The sequence below is a fragment of the Brachybacterium sp. AOP24-D1-21 genome, from assembly GCF_052378665.1.
GTDB lineage: Bacteria > Actinomycetota > Actinomycetes > Actinomycetales > Dermabacteraceae > Brachybacterium.
Genome location: NZ_JBQSXX010000001.1, coordinates 2447901 through 2464121, shown reverse-complemented (window position 1 = coordinate 2464121; position 16221 = coordinate 2447901). Strand labels below are relative to the sequence as shown.

Genomic DNA, 16221 nt, shown 5'->3' with positions numbered 1-16221 from the left:
CGCGGTCATGACCGGGCCATGACAGTCGTCATGACCTCGTGCGGCTAGTCTGGATCGGTGCTGATCAGACAGGTGCGGCCCTTCAACGCCGCCACGGGAGAGGCGCCGGCCCGCCCGGTGGACCTGCGGCTTCGCGACGGGGTGATCACCGAGCTCGCCACCGACCTCCGAGCTGCTCCCGGCGAGGAGATCCACGAGGCCGCCGGCGCCCTCGCGATCCCCGGCCTGTGGGACCAGCATGTCCATTCCGGCCAGCTCGCCCAGGCCCATGCCCGCCTGGACACCTCCGGGGCGGGCAGCGTGGGCGTGATCCTCGAACTGGTGCGGGCCGAGCTCGCCGCACGTCGTGACTCCGCCCTCGATCCCGCGCAGGCGCTGATCGGCTTCGGGCACCGCCTGGTGGACTTCGCGGTGCAGCCGACGGTGCCGGCGCTCGATGAGGCCACCGGCGCGGTGCCGACCGTGCTGATCGGCGGGGATGCGCACCATGCCTGGCTGAACTCCGCCGCGCTGCGTGCCCTGGGGATGCCGCCGCGGGACGGGATCGTCGCGGAGGAGGAGTGGTTCGTGATCGCCCCGCGCCTGCCCGAGCTGCCAGGGGTCGCCGAGTCGGTGGCCACGGGCGCGGCGATGCTGCAGCGTCAAGCCCTGCAGCGCGGCGTGGTGGGCATGACGGACATGGAGTGGGGCCGGCCGTGGGAGGAATGGCTGCACCGCGCAGCCCGGATGCGGATCCGCACTGCCGTCTACCCCGAGGAGCTCGCTGCGGCACCCGGCCCGACGGGCACGGTGCTCGATGAACTGGGCCTGGTGACGATGGGGCCGCTCAAGGTGATCGTGGATGGTGCCCTCGGCTCGCATTCGGCCTACACCCGTGACGCCTACACCGACGGCCACGGCTATGCGGGGCGCGGTGTCCTCAGCGTCGGCCCCGAGGCGCTCCGCGAGGTGCTGACCAGGGCGACGTCGCAGGGTCTAGCCGCCGCGGTCCATGCGATCGGGGACGCCGCCGCGCAGGTCGCGCTCGATGCGATCAGGAGCGTCGGCGTCGAGCGCGCCCGGATCGAACATGCGCAGATGCTCACCGATGACGACATCGACGCGATGGCCGCGCTAGGCGTAATCGCCTCCGTCCAGCCCGCGCATCTGCTGGACGACCGGGACGCGACCGAGGCGATCTGGCCCGGGCACGGCACCCAGGCCTTCCGGCTGCGGGACCTGCTGGACGCCGGAGTGCCGCTCGCCCTCGGCTCCGATGCGCCCGTCGCACCGCTGGATCCCTGGCTCGCGATGGCCGCCGCCGTGCACCGCAGCGCAGACGAGCGCCCGGGCTGGCATCCCGGCCAGCAGCTGCAGCCCCGCGAGGCCCTCGCCGCCTCCACCGACGGGATCACGTCCCTGCAGGTGGGCGGCCCAGGAGACATCGTGCTGCTCGAGCACTCACCCTTCGCCGACGTCCCACTCGGCGCCGACGGGCTGATGGTCGACGCCGCCGCTCGAGAGGCCTCCGAGCTGTTGCAGGAGACCACGGTGCTCGCGACGATCGTGGCAGGACGGCTCGAGTCCCAACTCTGAACCGCCGGGAGGTCACCTCCGCGCGATCACTGCCCGATCAGCATCGCGGCGGCCAGCAGTAGGTCGACACTGTCATCCTGGTCGGCTACATGACCAACAACTGCATCCTCGCCTCCGCCGTGGAGGGTGAGGGCCTCGGGTTCACCACCGAGGTGCTGTCCGACGCCACCAGCGCGATCAATATCGCCAACGACGCGGGCTTCGCCTCCGCCGAGACGGTGCACCGCACGATCATGGCGGTGCTGAACTCGAACCTGGCCGCGGTCGTGACCACCGAGGCCTGGACCGAGGCGCTCTCCGCTCAGCAGCCGCTGCCCAACAGCGACCTGGGCACCTCCGCCGTCATGGGCGCCCAGCAGGCCGCCGGCGCCTGAGCCCTTCGCTCAGCGGCGCCTCCGCAGCTGGTCCGCGGTCACGATCACCACCGGCACCAGCAGGACCAGTGCCAGGCCCGAGAATCCGATCCCGGCGAGGATCAGCCCGGCGAGCGCGCCGCCGGTCGCCCCGGCAAGGTTCATCAGCAGGTCCGAGGTGCCCTGCACGGCCGGGCGCTGCGCAGTGGGGACGGCGCCGCTGACCAGGGTCGACCCGGCCACGTTCGACGCGGACCAGCCGAGGCCCAGCAGTGTGAGCGCGACCGCGACCAGCGCGTTGCTCTCCGCGCCGACCGCCGCGATGAGCATCGCGGCGGCGAGCATGGCCTGACCGCCGAGGATCACGGCACGCCCGCCGATCTTGTCGGTGAGGATCCCGAACACGGGCGAGAGCCCGAACATCCCCGCGACGTGGAGGCTGATCGTGATGCCGACGATCGACAGGGACCCGCCGTGGCCCATGAGGTGGATCGGCGTCATCCCCATCAGTGCCACCATCACGGCGTGACCGAGGGCGACGGCGAGCACGGCGCTGCGGGCGGTCGGGTTGGCGCGCAGAATCGCGAGACCGCGCGCCGCCCGACGCTCCGGCCCGGCGGGCACCACTCGGTGCGGGCCGAGCGCCAGCAGCAGCGGATCCGGCCGCAGCGCGATCGCATACAGCAGCGCACCCGCCAGCTGAGCTGCAGCGGCGATGACGAACCCTCCGCTGAGCGCAGGCAGCCCGAGGGCGATGCCGAGGGCGTCGCTGGGCTCGGCGAGGTTCGGGCCGATCACCGCGCCGAGGGTCGTGGACCAGACCACGAGGGACAGGTCCCGGCCGCGGGTCGCCTAGGTCGCGAGGTCGGTCGCGGCGAAGCGCGACTGGAAGTTCAGGGCGGAGCCGATGCCCATCACGGCCATGCTGAGCAGCAGCAGGGCCGGGCTGTCGAGCGCCGCGGCGACGGTGACTGCGAGGGCGCCGAGCGCGGCGAACAGGGCGCCCGTGGTCAGCGAAACCCGTCGGCCGCGACGGCGCGCGAGCATCGCGAGCGGGATCGCGAAGACCGCGGCGCCGAGGGTGTTCATGGTCGCGGCCATCCCGGACCAGGCCTCGCTCCCGGTCACCGCGGCGACCAGCAGCGCGCCCATGCTGAACGCCGCGCCGACACCGAGGCCGGAGACGATCTGTCCCGCGATGAGGATCGCGAGAGTGCGCCGCTGGACCCGGCAGCGCTCGAGATCATCGAGGATGGCTGCGGGCACAGGTGCCGTCATCGCGCCACGTGCCGCGCCTGCGCGATGAGCACCGCCTGCAGCGGCAGGCGACCCCACGCGATCGCCCGCTTCCGCGGCCGGGCGTGGCGCCAGTCGTAGGCCATCTGCAGGTTCGCGGGGAACACCGCGACGAACAGCGCCGCTGCGGCGATGCCGCCCAGCCGTCGGGTGCGCGGCACGGCGAGCAGGCCGGCGACGGCGAGCTCTGCCACCCCGGAGGCGCAGGTGTAGGTCCGCGCCGGGCCGGGCAGCACCGGTGGGACGATGCTGTCGAAGGGCTCGGGCCGGGCCAGGTGCAGGATCCCCGCTCCGCCGAGCAGCGTCGCCAGGAATCCGGCGGTCTTCCTCGCGTGGGTCACCCTTCAGATCCTGTGTCCGGCAGGACGGCCTTCTGCGCACCGATGATCTTGAAGCCCACTGGAGCATCGTCATGCCCCGCGATGACCACGACGTCCTCCCCGTCTCGGGCGAGGTCGACGCGGGGGAACCGGCCCTCATGCTCGGGGAGCACCGTCGCCGCCCACGTCTCGCCGCCGTCTCGGCTCGCCCACACGCACGCCCCGAAGGCCGAGGCGGTCCGGCTCCACCCTGAGGCGAGCAGCGCCCCGCCGCCGAGGTCGGTGAGCATATCGCGCTGTTCCTGGTCCGAGGACAGATAGGTCCGTGTGCAGCTCCCGTCCGCAGCGAGGACACCGTGATACACCCTGTCATAGCCTGCCGCTAACACATGCACGGTGTCCCCGACCAGGTAGGGGAAGCCGAAGTTGAGGCCCGGCGGGATGTCTTCGATCACCCGCGGCGTCCAGACGCCGACCGTGAGGACGAATGTCGCGGCACGATTCGGACCGTCCTCGGCCACTGCCGTCCCCAGGCCGATCAGCACTCCGTCGACAGAGGCGACGGTCGTGATGTATCCACCTCCGCCGAAGGCGGGATCCTCCGAAGGCGAGTCGGGGCCCGATCCGACCTGTTCCCAGGTGAGCCCGTCCGAGGAGGAGAGGACCTTGACCCCGCCCAGGGCTGATCCGTCCTGGTCCGCGATGGTGCCAGCACCGGACAAGTAGCTGGTCTCGTCGACGATGGAGGTGCTTCCCAGCATGTAGAGCCCGGGGATCTCGAGCCCTTCGGTGTCGACCCACTCGCCGTCGCCCCGGGCCAGGGAGAGGAGTTGTCCGTTGCCGTCCTCGTCCTCTTCCCGGCCGGACAGGATCTCCACCCCGTCCGGCAGCCGATGGACCCGGCCCCAGTCCCATTCCTCCACCTGCTGGGGGAAGTCCTCGGCGAGGACGAATCCGCCATCGCGGATGCTCACTCCGAGGTTGCTGGCGACGGAGGTCGAGCTATGTGTGCTCGACTTGTCGACGAAGCTCCGGTAGCCCTGGATCACGGCATCGATACCGTTGTGCACATCGTGTATCAGTCGGATGTAATTCCGACCGATTGTGAAGGGCAGCCCCAGTGCGAGGGATCCGCCACCGCCCTCACGGGCGTAGGTGCTCGTCTCACCCAGCAGGATCTGGCTGTCGGGGGTCGCCGCGCCGTGGGTGAGGGTGTGCCCGACGAAGTCGCCCATGTCTGAGACCGTCCACGTCCCCTCAGCGGACCGGGTCGCGCAGCGGCAGTCGTCTTCGAGGATGGCCGCGAAATGGACAGTCCCGGTCTTCGCGTCGACCACCGCCGGGGACGCACCGAATGACCCCCAGTCGATGGGATCGTCCACGGGGATCTTCTCGCCGCTCCTCGTCCATCCGTCCAGGCCGAACGCCGGTAATGGGATCTCCTCCTGCGTGAAGGAGGTGCCGTCGGGGCTCACCCAGGCCGTCGGTCTCATATACGCGCCGTCATCCGATGCCGGCTCGTGGCTCCCGATCACCACGAAGCCCTCGCCGAGGGGAGAGACCGACATGGCGACGGCGTCCTTCCCGTCGTCGGGAAGCACCTGAGGCTCTGCCCAGGTGGCGCCGGAGTCCTGAGAGGCCAGGATCGCGGGCGCCTCCGTGCCGGCGGCGTCCCTCGCGGTCACCAGCAGCACGATCGCCGCGTTGTTCCGTGCGACGTCCAGCACCTCCCACTCAACACCCTCGGGCACCTCCAGTGCGGTGAGAGCGGCAGCCGTGCCGTCGGCGGGCAGCTCCCAGACGGCGACGGTGCGCCCGTTGACGGCGGAGGCCACGATCCCGCCGCCGAAGGCCGCGATCTCCCGGTCGATGCCGGTGACCTCGACCGCTGTCCAGTCGGCGAGGTCCGCGGAGCTCCACAGCTGCTGCCGATGCTCGGCGTCCACGACGGTCGAGGCGAGGACTCCGACCGTGGCCGCGTGGCGGTCGACGGCGAGCCCCGTCGTCGCCGGATCGATCGGGACCGCGATGCCTCTCGGCTGCTCGCGCGTGATCACGAAGAGATCCCGCTCCTGGGCGAGAGTCCGGCTCACGAGCACCGCCAGAGGGTGTTCGTCCGTCGGCGAGATGTTCCAGGAGTCCTCGAGCATGGGCTGCTCGGGCAGGAGCTTCTCGTCGCTCGTCATCGGCTCGAAGTTCAGGGTGGGCGCGGACAGCTCCTCGGGAGGACCGTCCCGCTCCGGGTCGCATCCTGCCAGTCCGAGCGGCACCAGGAGAGCGCCGGAGAGCAGCACGGAGCGGCGAGCGGGGCGGAGCGGGACGGTGCGGGGCGGGACGGTGCGGAGCGTGGAGCGCGAGGCGGTCATCCTGAAATCTGACCACATTCGTCCGGCGATCGGGACAGCTTCTGGTGAATCGCATCATGACTGTGACGGCCGACGGCTGCCCCTCGATTCACTCCCCGGCCCTGAGCACTTCTGACCTGGCCCCGACGATTCGGTATCCCCGGGGCACGTCCTGCTCGATGGCGAGCACCACCACGTCCTCGCCGTCCTCGGCGAGATGGACCCCGGGGAAGCGGCCCTCGCCGTCAGGCAGGAGCGTCGCGGTCCAGGTCCCGGCTCTTACGGGCACCGTGGGCAGCAGGGCCTCGGAGATGGTCAGCGGCGCCAGCGTGACCGTCGCGCGCGGAGGCGGTTCCTCCTCGGCACCCTGCCCTCTCTCCGGGCGACGAGAGTTTTCCCCAATCCACTGGTCACCACGCCTTTTCCTCGCTTGCCGAATATTCGCTCGCACTCCGCCGACGTCCCGTCATACGCTGTCCCCGGTTCCGCGTGGAGCCCTGAGGGAAGGAGGAGCTGATGGTTGTCACCGTGCTGACCCCTGCAGTCCTCCCTTCCGCCACGACCTGCTGAGCATCTCGCAGGTCCTCCCTCAGGAGACCCCTATGGCCACGTCCTTCGACCAGGACGCCTTCTTCGCCCACGCCATGTTCACCGCCACCATCGCCGAGCTCGACGAGGATCAGCGCTGGTCCACCTGGCCCGAGACCGCCCGCACCATCGACCGTGGCCCGCAGCCCTTCCCCGACTGGGTCGTCCAGCACGACGGGGCGATCGACACCGAGCTCGGAATCCTCAAGACCGGCAAGGAGGCCGACGCCTTCCTCCTCGAACGCGCCCTGCCCGAGGAGCTCCTGAGCGGTGCTCCCGGCGAGGCAGTGCTGATGGTCGCCAAGCGGTACCGCTCCCCCGACCACACCACCTTCCACCGCGGCAGCGCCTACACCGACGGCCGTCGCACCAAGGACACCCGCGAGGCCCGCGCGATGGCCAAGGGCACCGCCTTCGGCAAGCAGGTCGCCGCCGCGCAGTGGGCCCGCACCGAGTTCGACATGCTCTGCCGGCTGTGGGAGGCCGGGCTGCCGGTGCCCTACCCGATCCAGCTCGTCGGCACCGAGGTGCTGATGGAATTCATCGGCACCGACGACGAGCACGGCACGGTCGCCGCCCCGCGCCTGCAGGAGACCACGCCTGATCCACGCACGATCGAGCGCTGGGCCCACCTGCTGCGGGGCGCGGTCCTGGATCTCGCCCTCCTGGGCCTGGTCCACGGCGACCTCTCCCCGTACAACATCCTCGTCGACTCTCGGCAGAACGAGCCCGATCCGGTGATCATCGACGTCCCGCAGGTGATCGACCTGATCGCGAACCCGAATGGCACAGAGTTCCTGCGCCGTGACTGCGTCAATGTGTGCACCTGGCTGCGGGCGAACGGGGCGCCGACGGCGCTGAGCGATCCCGAGGAGTGGTGCGCCGCCGCCGGGCAGGCACTGCGCTGACCGAGCCGTAGGAAACGTGCGCCACCGAGCCCGGAACAGCACAGTTCCTACGTCTCGATCAGCCCCGTCGGCGCGGCTGCCACCAGCGCCGCCGGCGGGGCTGCCACCAGCGCCGCCGGCGGGGCTCGGCCACCGACTCCTGCGGAGCTGTCGGCTCCGCCACCGATGTCGGCGCTGCCGCCCGCAGCTCCCGCCACCGCTGCGCCGCGTCGTCCGGATCCCAGGCCGGGGCGAGCATCCGCTGGAAGGGGTTCTCACGCCGGTCGCGGTGGACCCGCTCGGTGAAATCCTCGGCGTAGGCGCGGGCCGCGCGCTCGTCCGTCAGCGCGGCGAGTGTCTCCGCGCGCTGCTCGAACTCCTTGCGCAGCAGCACCACCACCGGCAGCAGGGCCTGGCTGTCGATCTCGCCGCTGGCCAGGCGCTGGTTGATCCACCAGTCCGGATCGTGGGTGGCCGGCAGGTTCAGCGGCTTCCCGGCGCCGGGGAGGTTGTCGAAGTCCCCGCGCCGCGCGGCCTGCTCGATCGCAGATTCGACGCGCGCGACGTCGGGCGCCATCACCGGCCCGAGGGTCCTCGGGTCGACGGGCTCAGGGTCGACGGGCCCCTCCGGTGCCGAGCTCAGGACTGCCCGCCCTCCTCGGCGAGCCGGACGAGGCGGTCGATCGAGGCCATCAGTCTCTCCGCAGTCATCAGGCGAGCCTTGGCCAGGCGCTTCTCCTGCTCGGGGGGCAGCGCGGTGAAGTCGTAGGTGTGGGTGACGCGCGTGCGACCGTCCTCGAGCGGCTCGAGCTCCCAGCCCCACTGGTGGCCGGCCGGCTGCTCGCCGTGCGGTGCCGGGCGCCAGGCGATCTCGCGCCCCTCGGCGAAGGCGACGATGTGGTTGTCGCGCACCCCGCCGTTCTTATTGGTCATCACGAAGAGCTCGCCCACGGCATGGACCCGCTGGCCGGGCGCGGCCTCGGCGAGGTTGTCGTTGCCGTCCCAGCGGGGCTGCTGCGAGGGATCGGCGATCAGCGCGAAGATCGCGCTGGCCGGTGCGTCGATCTCACGGGTCGCGGTGACGATGCCTTCGAGGTCCTGGCTCATGGCTCCATCGTGCCTCATGGCTCGAGCGTGCCGCCAGAGGAGGTGGTGTCGTCGAAGACGTCGATCGAACCGGCGTAGTTCGCGACCCAGACCCGGCGCTGGGTGGGCTCGTAGGTGATGCCGATGGGGTTCTTGCCCACCTCGACGCTCTGGATCTCCTCCAGGGTCGCGGTGTCGAACTTGGAGACGGTGTTCGCGTAGTAGTTCACGACGTACAGCGCGAGGCCGTCCGGGGAGATCGCCATAGTGCGCGGCTCGCGGCCGGTCGGCGCGGTGCGCAGCACCTCGCCGGTGGCGGCGTCGAGCTCGAGCAGCTCATCGCTGCCGGAGACGGTGAGGTACATGCGCGTCGCGTCGGGCGAGAGCACCAGATGGCGGGGCTTGCGCCCGGTCTCGAGCACCAGCTCGCTCTGCCCGGTCTCGAGGTCGACCTTGTACAGCTCATCGGCGTACATCGCGGTGACATAGGCGGTGCGGTTGTCCGGCAGGATCACGCTGCCGCGCGGAGCGGCGTCCACCGGGATCTCCCGGACCTCCTCCCCCGCCTCGAGGTCGAGCACGGAGACGGTCTCATCGCACCAGTTCGAGACCAGCGCGGTGCTGCCGTCGGCGGAGAGGGAGATGAACTTCGGGACCCGTCCCACCTCGATCACCTGGTCCCACTCACCGGCGGCGATGTCGAGGCGGAACACTGCGGAGCGCCCGATCTCTTCACCACCTGCGCAGTCGTCGGTGGCAGCGGCTCCTTCGCCGGGGCCGCGCAGGCGGTACTGGGAGACGTAGGCGTACTTCCCGTCGAGAGAGAACACCGCCTCCACGGGCGCTCCCTCCGTCGTCCCGGCGCGGTCCGGATACCCGAACTCGGCGAGATCCACGGTGTCGGCCACGGTGTTCGTGAGCTCGAGGGATTCGGCGTCGTAGAGCGTCGAGGAGTGGCTGTACATCATGTTGTTCGCGATGACGGTGCCGGCCGGGCTCGCGACCACGGACTTCGGGGTGATGTCCCCGGTGATCCTGTCCAGGTGGGTCAGGCGGGTGGTGTTCGAGGGTTCGCCGGGCGGCAGCTCGGAGCCTGCGGCCGATGTCCCGCCGTCGGGCCCCGCGACGCTGGTCACCAGCCCTGCGACCATGCCCCCGGCCATCACCAACGACAGGATCGCGATGGCGATCGTGAACTGGTGATGCGGTCGCTCGCGCCGGGGCCTCCTGCGGTGCTTCGCCTGCACGCTCATCGATCGTCCGCTCCCATGCGGCCGAACCTAGCCCGACAGCCGCCGCCGAGCGGGAGGCGGCGCGGCGTGTCGGAGGTTCGGGGCTCAGACTCAGAGCGCGGGACGCCCCTGCAGCACCAGCTCCCGATAGAGGGCGCGGTAGCCGAGCTTCTCGTTGATCTGGATCATCCAGGGATTCACGTGCGAGTTCCAGGTGACCAGGCTCCGCAGCTGCGGCGCGCGCTCGCCCAGCTGACGGTGGGTGGCGACCTTGAGCGCGAGGCCCAGCCGGTGCCCGCGGTGCTCGGGCATCACCAGGGTGTTCTCCTGCCAGCCGAGGGTGCTGTCCGCAGCGGTGTGCACGTGGACCTCGGAGTTCCCGGCGAAGCTGCCGTCGGGTGCGATGGCCACTGCGGTGATCCGTAGCGTCCCCGCCTCGCGCATGCGGCGCTCGCTCTCGCGGATCCGCTCCGGGGTGTACTCGGGTGCCTCGTGCTCGACGTCCTCGTCGGGTTCATCGAGCTCGAGCTGGCGCAGCAGCAGGCCGTAGGTCTCGAGGTGCTCCTCGGGGATCTCCCCGTCCCACACCTCGACCCGGTACTGGCCGATCTTCTCCGCAGCCTCGGCCTGCAGCATCTCCAGCAGGGAGGCCTCGAGCGGCAGTGCCAGCGCCCGGCAGACGGCGAGGTTCTTGCGGGTGATCCCGAGCCGGCGGGCGAGCCGGTTCACGGGCTCCTCGGGGCTGTCGGGGTCGCCCTCGGATGGGACCTCGCCATAGCCCTCGACCAGGGTGCGGCCGGACTCGCGGATCGCAGGCAGCAGCACCTCCTCGACCAGCGCAGTCGCGATCCCCTGACCGCGGAAGGCGGGATGCACCGAGACCCCGACGGAGATGGTCTCGAGGTTCTCCTGCAGCGGCATGAAGGTGTTCGCTCGGCCGACGAGCAGCTCGCCGCCCTCGATCACCTCGGCGATCGCCACCCAGCGCCGCACCATCCAGTACGGCGACTCGCTGAACTGCGCCCGCAGCTGCTCCCGGGTGAGGGCCTGACTGCCGCCGTAGGTGTGCTCGTCCAGCGCCCTCCCGAGCGCGAGGTACTGGTCGAGCTCGAGATCGGAGGTGGGGTCCAGGGGTCGGATCATCACATGCATGCGGAAAGCAGACCACACCAGATCCGTGCTGGTCGACGGAATATTCTCGGCAGCGCTTGACTCTCCCCCTGGGACAATCCGGAACGTGGTGCTCACCGGGAGAGACCCGGAGCCCGGGGACCGGGCGAGAGATGACGGAGGATGGCATGGACGAGACGCTGCTGAGCATCGGGGAGCTGGCCGCCGCGAGCGGGCTGAGCCCCAAGGCGCTGCGCCTCTACGCCGAATCGGGACTGCTCGTGCCCCGACGCGTCGACCCCTTCACCGGCTACCGCTCCTACGGCGGTGACCAGGTCGAGCGGGCGCGGCTGATCGCCGCGCTGCGCGGCCTCGGGATGGGGCTCGCGCGCATCGGCGTGCTGTGCGATCTGGACAGCGATGCCGCTGCCGCGGAGCTGCGCTCCTGGTGGCGGCAGGAGGAGGCCGACGCCCTCTCCCGTGCCGCGTCCGTCCGCTCACTCGCCCGTGACCTCGGGGAACGTCCGACGGAGGACATCATGACCACTTCCACCCTCACCCCTCGCACCGCCTCGGCGCTCCATCAGGGCCTCGTCCGAGGCGCTCAGCAGGACGCCGTGCTGGTCCGTGAGCTGCCGGGCGGCCGCACCCTACTCGCCGTCGCCGATGGCTTCGGCAGCACTGATGGTCTCGGCAGCGCAGATGGCCTCGCCTCACAGATCCTCGCCGCGTTCGCGGCGGCGCTCTCGTCGGCCCTCGAGGCCGATCCGTCGGCCGCGCCGCTGGCTGCCCTCGAGACCGCCTGGGCCGCCGCCGAAGCCCTGGTGCCGGCCGACGGCGACGCCGGCTCGACCCTGACCGCGGCGCTGATCGACGGCGAGAAGCTCCACATCGCGCATCTCGGCGACACCCGGGTGGTGCTGGTGCGCGGCGAGCAGGTCGACGTGGTCACGCAGGATCACACCCGTCTGCGCTCGCTGGTCGAGGCGGGCAGGCTCTCCCCCGAGGAGGTCGCCGCGCATCCGGATCGCGCAGTGCTGAACCGGGCGCTGGCCGCGGGCGCTCCCACCGCGCCAGATCTGCTGGTACGCCGCCTCGCCCCGGGCGATCTGGTGCTGGTCGCGACCGACGGACTGCACGCCGTCGTCGACCCGTCGGCCCTGGCGGAGACGCTGGTGGAGGCGCTGGAGAACAGCCGCGACGACGTCGACGCGCTCTCCGCCCGGCTGGTCGACCTCGCCCTCACCGCCGGCGCCCCGGACAACATCGCCCTCGCGCTCGCACGGCTCTGACGGCGCCGATTCAGCGCCCGGCGCGGACCAGGCGGATCACCCCGACGACAACCGCCGCGACCATCACCGCAAGCCCCGCGGCGATCAGCGGCGCCCCACCGGTCTCCAGCACCGACCAGGCGATCCCCAGGTAGACCACCACCATCGCGAGCAGCGTCCAGACCATCATCCGCTCCCCTTCGCGGTAGATGGCCTGGGCGTTGCGCGTGGTGATCTCGAGCGGATAGTTGAAGGCCCGCGGCCGCGTCGACAGCGCGGCGAAGCCCAGCGACAGCAGCAGCATCACGCCGGCGAGCACGAGGATCGACCACTTCGGCCCCCAGTCGTCGGCCTCGCCGCGGGCGTCGAAATGGGTCGCCACCGTGTCCGGGAGGGAGGGGTAGCGCACGAGCAGCCAGGCCGTGATGCCGACCGTCGACAGCACCGCGAACCACCGCAGCGCCCTGGTGATGGGGCCGGTGGTGTAGGTACGGACGGGGCGCTGGGACTTACTGATGATCGTGCTCATGGTGCCCTTCACGCTACCGACGCCGTCCCGGCGCCCGCCTCCGCCTATCGTCGAGGGCTGCGCCGCGCACGGTGAGAGCGTCGGACCCCGCGATCTGGTTCGACATCCGCCCCCACCCCCTCCCGCGCCTCATGCCGCAGCGCATCGCCGAGGTAGGGCAGGGAGAACTCGACGAAGCCGCGCCCGGCGGGGCGGATCAGCTCCTCCTCGATGAGGCGCTCGCGGTAGGTGGACTGGTTGCGCGGGTCGATGCCCATCCGTGCCGCGATGTCGCCGACGGCGGAGGGCCCCTCGTCCGCGAGCATCGCGTGGAGGTACTCGCGCTTGCGGGGGCTCAGCCCGCGCAGCGCCGGGCCGTGGACGTTCTTGATCATCGCCGCGACCACGGCGTCGCGCCCGCCGCGCACGTCCTCGATCTCGATCGTGTCCGCCTCGCCGCTGTTCTGCCAGGCCTTCGAGCCGACGAGCTGGATCAGGTAGGGGTACCCCCGCGAGATCTCGCCGGCCAGCACTGCAGCCTCGGGGGTGATCGTCTTCGCGGTGTCGGCGACGGTCATGCGAATCGCCTCCGCCGCGGTGCCCACATCCACGCTGCCCACCTCGATCCGGTGGGCGCGGCGCAGGAAGGTGGTGCGCTCATGGTCCAGCAGCGCATCGACCCCCGGCCTCACCCCGGCAGCGATGAAGGCGACGGCATGGCCGGACCCGATGAGGTCCTGCACGTGCTGGGTGAGGGCATGCAGCTGATCACGCTCGACCGACTGCAGCTCATCGAGGGTGATCAGCAGCCCTCCGCCATCCTCATCGGTGAGCTGGGCCAGTCGGTCGAGCACCGTGGAGAGCACCTCCCCCTCCCCCTCGTAGCGCTGGATGACGTCGCGCGAGGCGTTGACGTTGAAGGCCCCGGCGGAGGTCAGCCGCGAGGTCTCTGCGTCAGGGTCCATCTCCCTCAGGTGCGCGATGGCCTGGCCCCGCAGCTCCTCGACCAGGGAGGTCGAGGAGGTGTGCAGCCGCAGATCCGTCCATCCGGCGTCGAGGGCCAGCTCCCGGAACTCGGTGAGCAGCACGGTCTTGCCCGAGCCGCGCGCACCCGAGATGAGGATCGCCCTCGCCTCGGGCACGTTCCCGGCCAGCGCCGCGGTGAACTCCTCGATCGCGAGGTCGCGCCCGGCGAGGATCATCGGGGTGAGCCCGAAGCCGGGGGTGAAGGGGTTCGCGGAGGTCGCACGGATCGACGGGGGCGTGGAGCGGTTCATCGGATGGGGTTCATCGGGTGGGGCGTCGCCATGGAGCCATCGTGCGCTGTATGTCGCTGTATGTACAGGGGTCGGGTCATCCCCAGAGGATTGGGTCGCGAGCGCTCGTCGCTGGCGGTGCGCGACAGCGTGCTCCCGGATCTCGCCCTCGCCCTCGGCCTCGCCCTCGCCCTCGGCGTCACCGGAGCGATTCACATAGAGCCTGGCCGCACCATTCCCCCCTAACGCGAGTTATCCACATTTACGCGGCCCGTCTTGACAAATCCATTTCTCTCCGAGAAGTTCCGGAACTTTTTTGAGCTCAGCGCAATCCCACTTACCGTGCGCGGTCCCGCCCGCTCTATGCCGTTCCGCCCCCACAATATGGGCCCGTGAGCACAGAGAAATCCCGACCGCCGAGAACAGTTTCTGCAGGCCACGCTGCCAGAATCGTCGATGGGCGCAGCCCTTGCGACCCAGCATGTCAGCCACGGGAGAGACCGCCCGCCGCACCACCGCTCGCGACCGTTCCTCCACACATATGGGTTATCCACAGGTTCATCCCCATTTCGTGCTGACCCTTCAGTAGGCAGGGCTTGGGAATTAGTATTGGGGAATATCGCAGACGTGGTTCGTGGGGTTTCTGGTGTGTGGGTGGAGGGGTTTCGGTGGGTGAGTTCGAGGAGGACCGGTTCGCTGACGCGGACGCGGCGGGCGAGCCGCCGGCCGGGATCCCTCCGCGCGAGGATGCCCTTGCCGGTGACCCGCCTGCCGGGTCGGGTGTCGGGCAGTCGTCTTCGGCCAGTCGTGGTGTGGCGCCGGAGGGGCTGCCGCAGTGGGAGGTGCGGGCGCGGCGGGTGCTGGATGAGGAGTACATCCTGGAGGAAGCGGCCCCCGGGAGTCTCGACGCGGGGCGGATGCTGGGGCTGCATCGCACGATGCGGACCCGGGCGAGTCTGCACGCGCATCTGCTGCGTCAGCTCTCCACGTTCTTCTGTGAGGACCCCGAGGTGCGGGGCCTGCTCGATGACGCGGATGTGACCGCGTTGAAGATCGCCGCGGGGCTGCGTTGCACCTACCCCCAAGCACACGGCAAGGTTCGTGACGCGTATCTGGCGGTGCAGTGGATGCCGGTGACGTTCACGTACCTGCGTCGCGGGGATCTGCCCGAGCAGTGGCATCACTACCTGATCCGCCACACCCGGCGCCTGAGCGAGGAGCAGGCCCGGGACGTGGATGCGCATATGGCCACGATCGAGATTCCCTCGATCTCGCAGGACACGTTCGAGAAGCATGTACGGCTCGCGGTCGCCCTCGCCACCGCCGGGACTCTCCCGGCGCCGCCGTCCCGGTCACGGGACGTGGAGATCGTGGGGATCGATACCGAGACGGGAACCGCATCGTTGTTGGTGACGGGCCCGATCCCGGAGATCCAGGCCCTCGCCCACCGGCTCGATGTCGCGGCCCGCACCGTCCAGAAAGCCCAGCGCACCGCGTTAGAAGCAGGTGCCGAGGGGCCGTTGCCGTTCGATATTGATCGGGACCTCGCCGAGCGGGGCACCGCGTTGTCGCTGCGGACGCTGCGGTACGCGATCTTGACCCACTCGGTCCTGGACATCGACCCCGTCGAAGAAACTGCCAGGCCCTACAAGATCCTCGTCACCGTCCCGGCACTGACCCTGCTGGGCCAGAGTGACGCGCCCGCGATGCTGGAGGGGATGACGCCGCTACCCGCAGAGCTCGCCCGGGAACTCGCAGCCGGGGAGAGCACCTGGCAGCGGATCCTCACCGACCCGATCACCGGCGCGTACCTGCCCGTGACCGCGCAGACCTATCAGCCCACCGCTCAGATGCGGCTCCAGCTGAGGCTGCGTCACCCGGTCTGTGCGGTGCCGGGCTGTACCCGGGCCACGGTCCTCGCGGCAGAGGATGACCACATCATCGAATACGACCATGACCACCCCGACCAGGGCGGGCAAACCTCGCTGTGGAACCTCCACCGCCTCTGCTGGCTCCACCACAAACAAAAAACCGCGGGACTGATCGACCCCGCCCGTGACCCGGTCGAGGATCCCGCCCGTGGTGACGGGACCACCACCGCCGGGCCATTGGAGACGACCTGGGATATCGGCCGGGACATTCGGATACGAGCCAGTGAGAACACCGACCTGCTCACCCCACGACTGGCGAAGATCCTCCAACGGGACTGGCGTGCCTACGAACGCGCCCACGAAGACGCGCTACGTCTCCACGCCGAAGAGAACACCAGACCCCGTCAGGAACGAGCCGCCGAGCAGCGCCGTGCCGCATGGGCAAAGGCCTACTCCCACCGCGGAGGACGCCGGATCATCCCACCCAACCCCACCCACGACGAAACCGAACCACCGTTCTAGA

16 protein-coding genes are annotated in these 16221 nt (G+C 70.4%); 5 read left to right on the top strand and 11 right to left on the bottom strand.

All coding sequences use genetic code 11. The features are described from left to right. Nucleotides 1-57: 57 nt before the first annotated feature. Nucleotides 58-1575, top strand: a complete 1518-nt coding sequence (locus ACT3UF_RS10985) for an amidohydrolase (protein ID WP_442332853.1) — start codon at nt 58-60, stop codon at nt 1573-1575. Nucleotides 1576-1649: 74 nt separating this feature from the next. Next, nucleotides 1650-1949 (top strand): hypothetical protein, encoded by a 300-nt coding sequence (locus ACT3UF_RS10980; RefSeq protein WP_442332858.1) that lies wholly within the window; start codon nt 1650-1652, stop codon nt 1947-1949. Nucleotides 1950-1958: 9 nt separating this feature from the next. On the opposite strand, the gene ACT3UF_RS10975 is transcribed toward ACT3UF_RS10980, so the two are convergent. The 5 genes from ACT3UF_RS10975 to ACT3UF_RS10955 form a co-directional block, all read right to left on the bottom strand. Continuing rightward, on the bottom strand, nt 1959-2753 hold the full coding sequence (locus ACT3UF_RS10975; protein ID WP_442332854.1) for an MFS transporter: 795 nt from the start codon (nt 2751-2753) through the stop codon (nt 1959-1961). Nucleotides 2754-2780: 27 nt separating this feature from the next. Continuing rightward, nucleotides 2781-3194 carry a hypothetical protein gene (locus ACT3UF_RS10970; RefSeq protein ID WP_444502482.1) on the bottom strand — a complete coding sequence of 138 codons (414 nt, stop codon included), beginning with the start codon at nt 3192-3194 and terminating at the stop codon, nt 2781-2783. Between the two features lie 8 nt (nt 3195-3202). Continuing rightward, on the bottom strand, nt 3203-3565 hold the full coding sequence (locus tag ACT3UF_RS10965; RefSeq protein ID WP_444502481.1) for a DoxX family protein: 363 nt from the start codon (nt 3563-3565) through the stop codon (nt 3203-3205). Then, a complete protein-coding gene (locus ACT3UF_RS10960) occupies nt 3562-5910 on the bottom strand; it encodes a hypothetical protein (RefSeq protein WP_444502480.1) in 2349 nt (782 codons plus the stop codon). The genes ACT3UF_RS10965 and ACT3UF_RS10960 overlap by 4 nt, the downstream gene beginning before the upstream one ends. An 88-nt stretch (nt 5911-5998) precedes the next feature. After that, nucleotides 5999-6178 carry a hypothetical protein gene (locus tag ACT3UF_RS10955; protein WP_441445256.1) on the bottom strand — a complete coding sequence of 60 codons (180 nt, stop codon included), beginning with the start codon at nt 6176-6178 and terminating at the stop codon, nt 5999-6001. Between the two features lie 313 nt (nt 6179-6491). Between ACT3UF_RS10955 and ACT3UF_RS10950 the strand changes: the two genes are divergently transcribed. Further along, on the top strand, nt 6492-7385 hold the full coding sequence (locus tag ACT3UF_RS10950) for a serine protein kinase RIO (RefSeq protein WP_444502479.1): 894 nt from the start codon (nt 6492-6494) through the stop codon (nt 7383-7385). A gap of 58 nt (nt 7386-7443) precedes the next feature. On the opposite strand, the gene ACT3UF_RS10945 is transcribed toward ACT3UF_RS10950, so the two are convergent. From ACT3UF_RS10945 to ACT3UF_RS10930, 4 genes are all read right to left on the bottom strand, one after another. Then, nucleotides 7444-7941, bottom strand: coding sequence for a J-domain-containing protein (locus tag ACT3UF_RS10945; RefSeq protein WP_441445254.1), 498 nt, complete (start codon nt 7939-7941; stop codon nt 7444-7446). 62 nt (nt 7942-8003) lie between these two features. Continuing rightward, entirely contained in the window at nt 8004-8471 is a 468-nt protein-coding gene (locus ACT3UF_RS10940; RefSeq protein ID WP_441445253.1) for an SRPBCC family protein, read from the bottom strand. A 14-nt stretch (nt 8472-8485) separates the two neighbouring features. Then, the gene (locus ACT3UF_RS10935) at nt 8486-9703 is read right to left on the bottom strand and encodes a YncE family protein (RefSeq protein WP_441445252.1); all 1218 of its coding nucleotides are present in this window, start codon (nt 9701-9703) and stop codon (nt 8486-8488) included. Nucleotides 9704-9793: 90 nt separating this feature from the next. Continuing rightward, complete coding sequence (locus ACT3UF_RS10930; protein WP_442332697.1) at nt 9794-10825, bottom strand: GNAT family N-acetyltransferase; 1032 nt, start codon at nt 10823-10825, stop codon at nt 9794-9796. Nucleotides 10826-10980: 155 nt separating this feature from the next. On the opposite strand from ACT3UF_RS10930, the gene ACT3UF_RS10925 reads away from it, so the two are divergent. Then, nucleotides 10981-12084, top strand: a complete 1104-nt coding sequence (locus ACT3UF_RS10925; RefSeq protein WP_441445250.1) for a MerR family transcriptional regulator — start codon at nt 10981-10983, stop codon at nt 12082-12084. Nucleotides 12085-12094: 10 nt separating this feature from the next. On the opposite strand, the gene ACT3UF_RS10920 is transcribed toward ACT3UF_RS10925, so the two are convergent. Both ACT3UF_RS10920 and ACT3UF_RS10915 read right to left on the bottom strand, forming a co-directional pair. Beyond that, nucleotides 12095-12592 (bottom strand): DUF1648 domain-containing protein, encoded by a 498-nt coding sequence (locus tag ACT3UF_RS10920; protein ID WP_441445249.1) that lies wholly within the window; start codon nt 12590-12592, stop codon nt 12095-12097. A 44-nt stretch (nt 12593-12636) separates the two neighbouring features. Then, nucleotides 12637-13848, bottom strand: coding sequence for an ATP-binding protein (locus ACT3UF_RS10915; RefSeq protein ID WP_441445248.1), 1212 nt, complete (start codon nt 13846-13848; stop codon nt 12637-12639). A gap of 647 nt (nt 13849-14495) precedes the next feature. Between ACT3UF_RS10915 and ACT3UF_RS10910 the strand changes: the two genes are divergently transcribed. Then, nucleotides 14496-16220, top strand: a complete 1725-nt coding sequence (locus tag ACT3UF_RS10910; protein ID WP_444608329.1) for an HNH endonuclease signature motif containing protein — start codon at nt 14496-14498, stop codon at nt 16218-16220. Nucleotide 16221 lies beyond the last annotated feature (1 nt).

Coding starts and splice junctions, on each gene's coding strand:
- ACT3UF_RS10960 (WP_444502480.1), bottom strand. CDS start 5,910: ATGACCGCCTCGCGCTCCACGCTCCGCACCGTCCCGCCCCGCACCGTC.
- ACT3UF_RS10950 (WP_444502479.1), top strand. CDS start 6,492: ATGGCCACGTCCTTCGACCAGGACGCCTTCTTCGCCCACGCCATGTTC.
- ACT3UF_RS10945 (WP_441445254.1), bottom strand. CDS start 7,941: ATGGCGCCCGACGTCGCGCGCGTCGAATCTGCGATCGAGCAGGCCGCG.
- ACT3UF_RS10940 (WP_441445253.1), bottom strand. CDS start 8,471: ATGAGCCAGGACCTCGAAGGCATCGTCACCGCGACCCGTGAGATCGAC.
- ACT3UF_RS10935 (WP_441445252.1), bottom strand. CDS start 9,703: ATGAGCGTGCAGGCGAAGCACCGCAGGAGGCCCCGGCGCGAGCGACCG.
- ACT3UF_RS10930 (WP_442332697.1), bottom strand. CDS start 10,825: ATGATCCGACCCCTGGACCCCACCTCCGATCTCGAGCTCGACCAGTAC.
- ACT3UF_RS10925 (WP_441445250.1), top strand. CDS start 10,981: ATGGACGAGACGCTGCTGAGCATCGGGGAGCTGGCCGCCGCGAGCGGG.
- ACT3UF_RS10920 (WP_441445249.1), bottom strand. CDS start 12,592: ATGAGCACGATCATCAGTAAGTCCCAGCGCCCCGTCCGTACCTACACC.
- ACT3UF_RS10915 (WP_441445248.1), bottom strand. CDS start 13,848: ATGAACCGCTCCACGCCCCCGTCGATCCGTGCGACCTCCGCGAACCCC.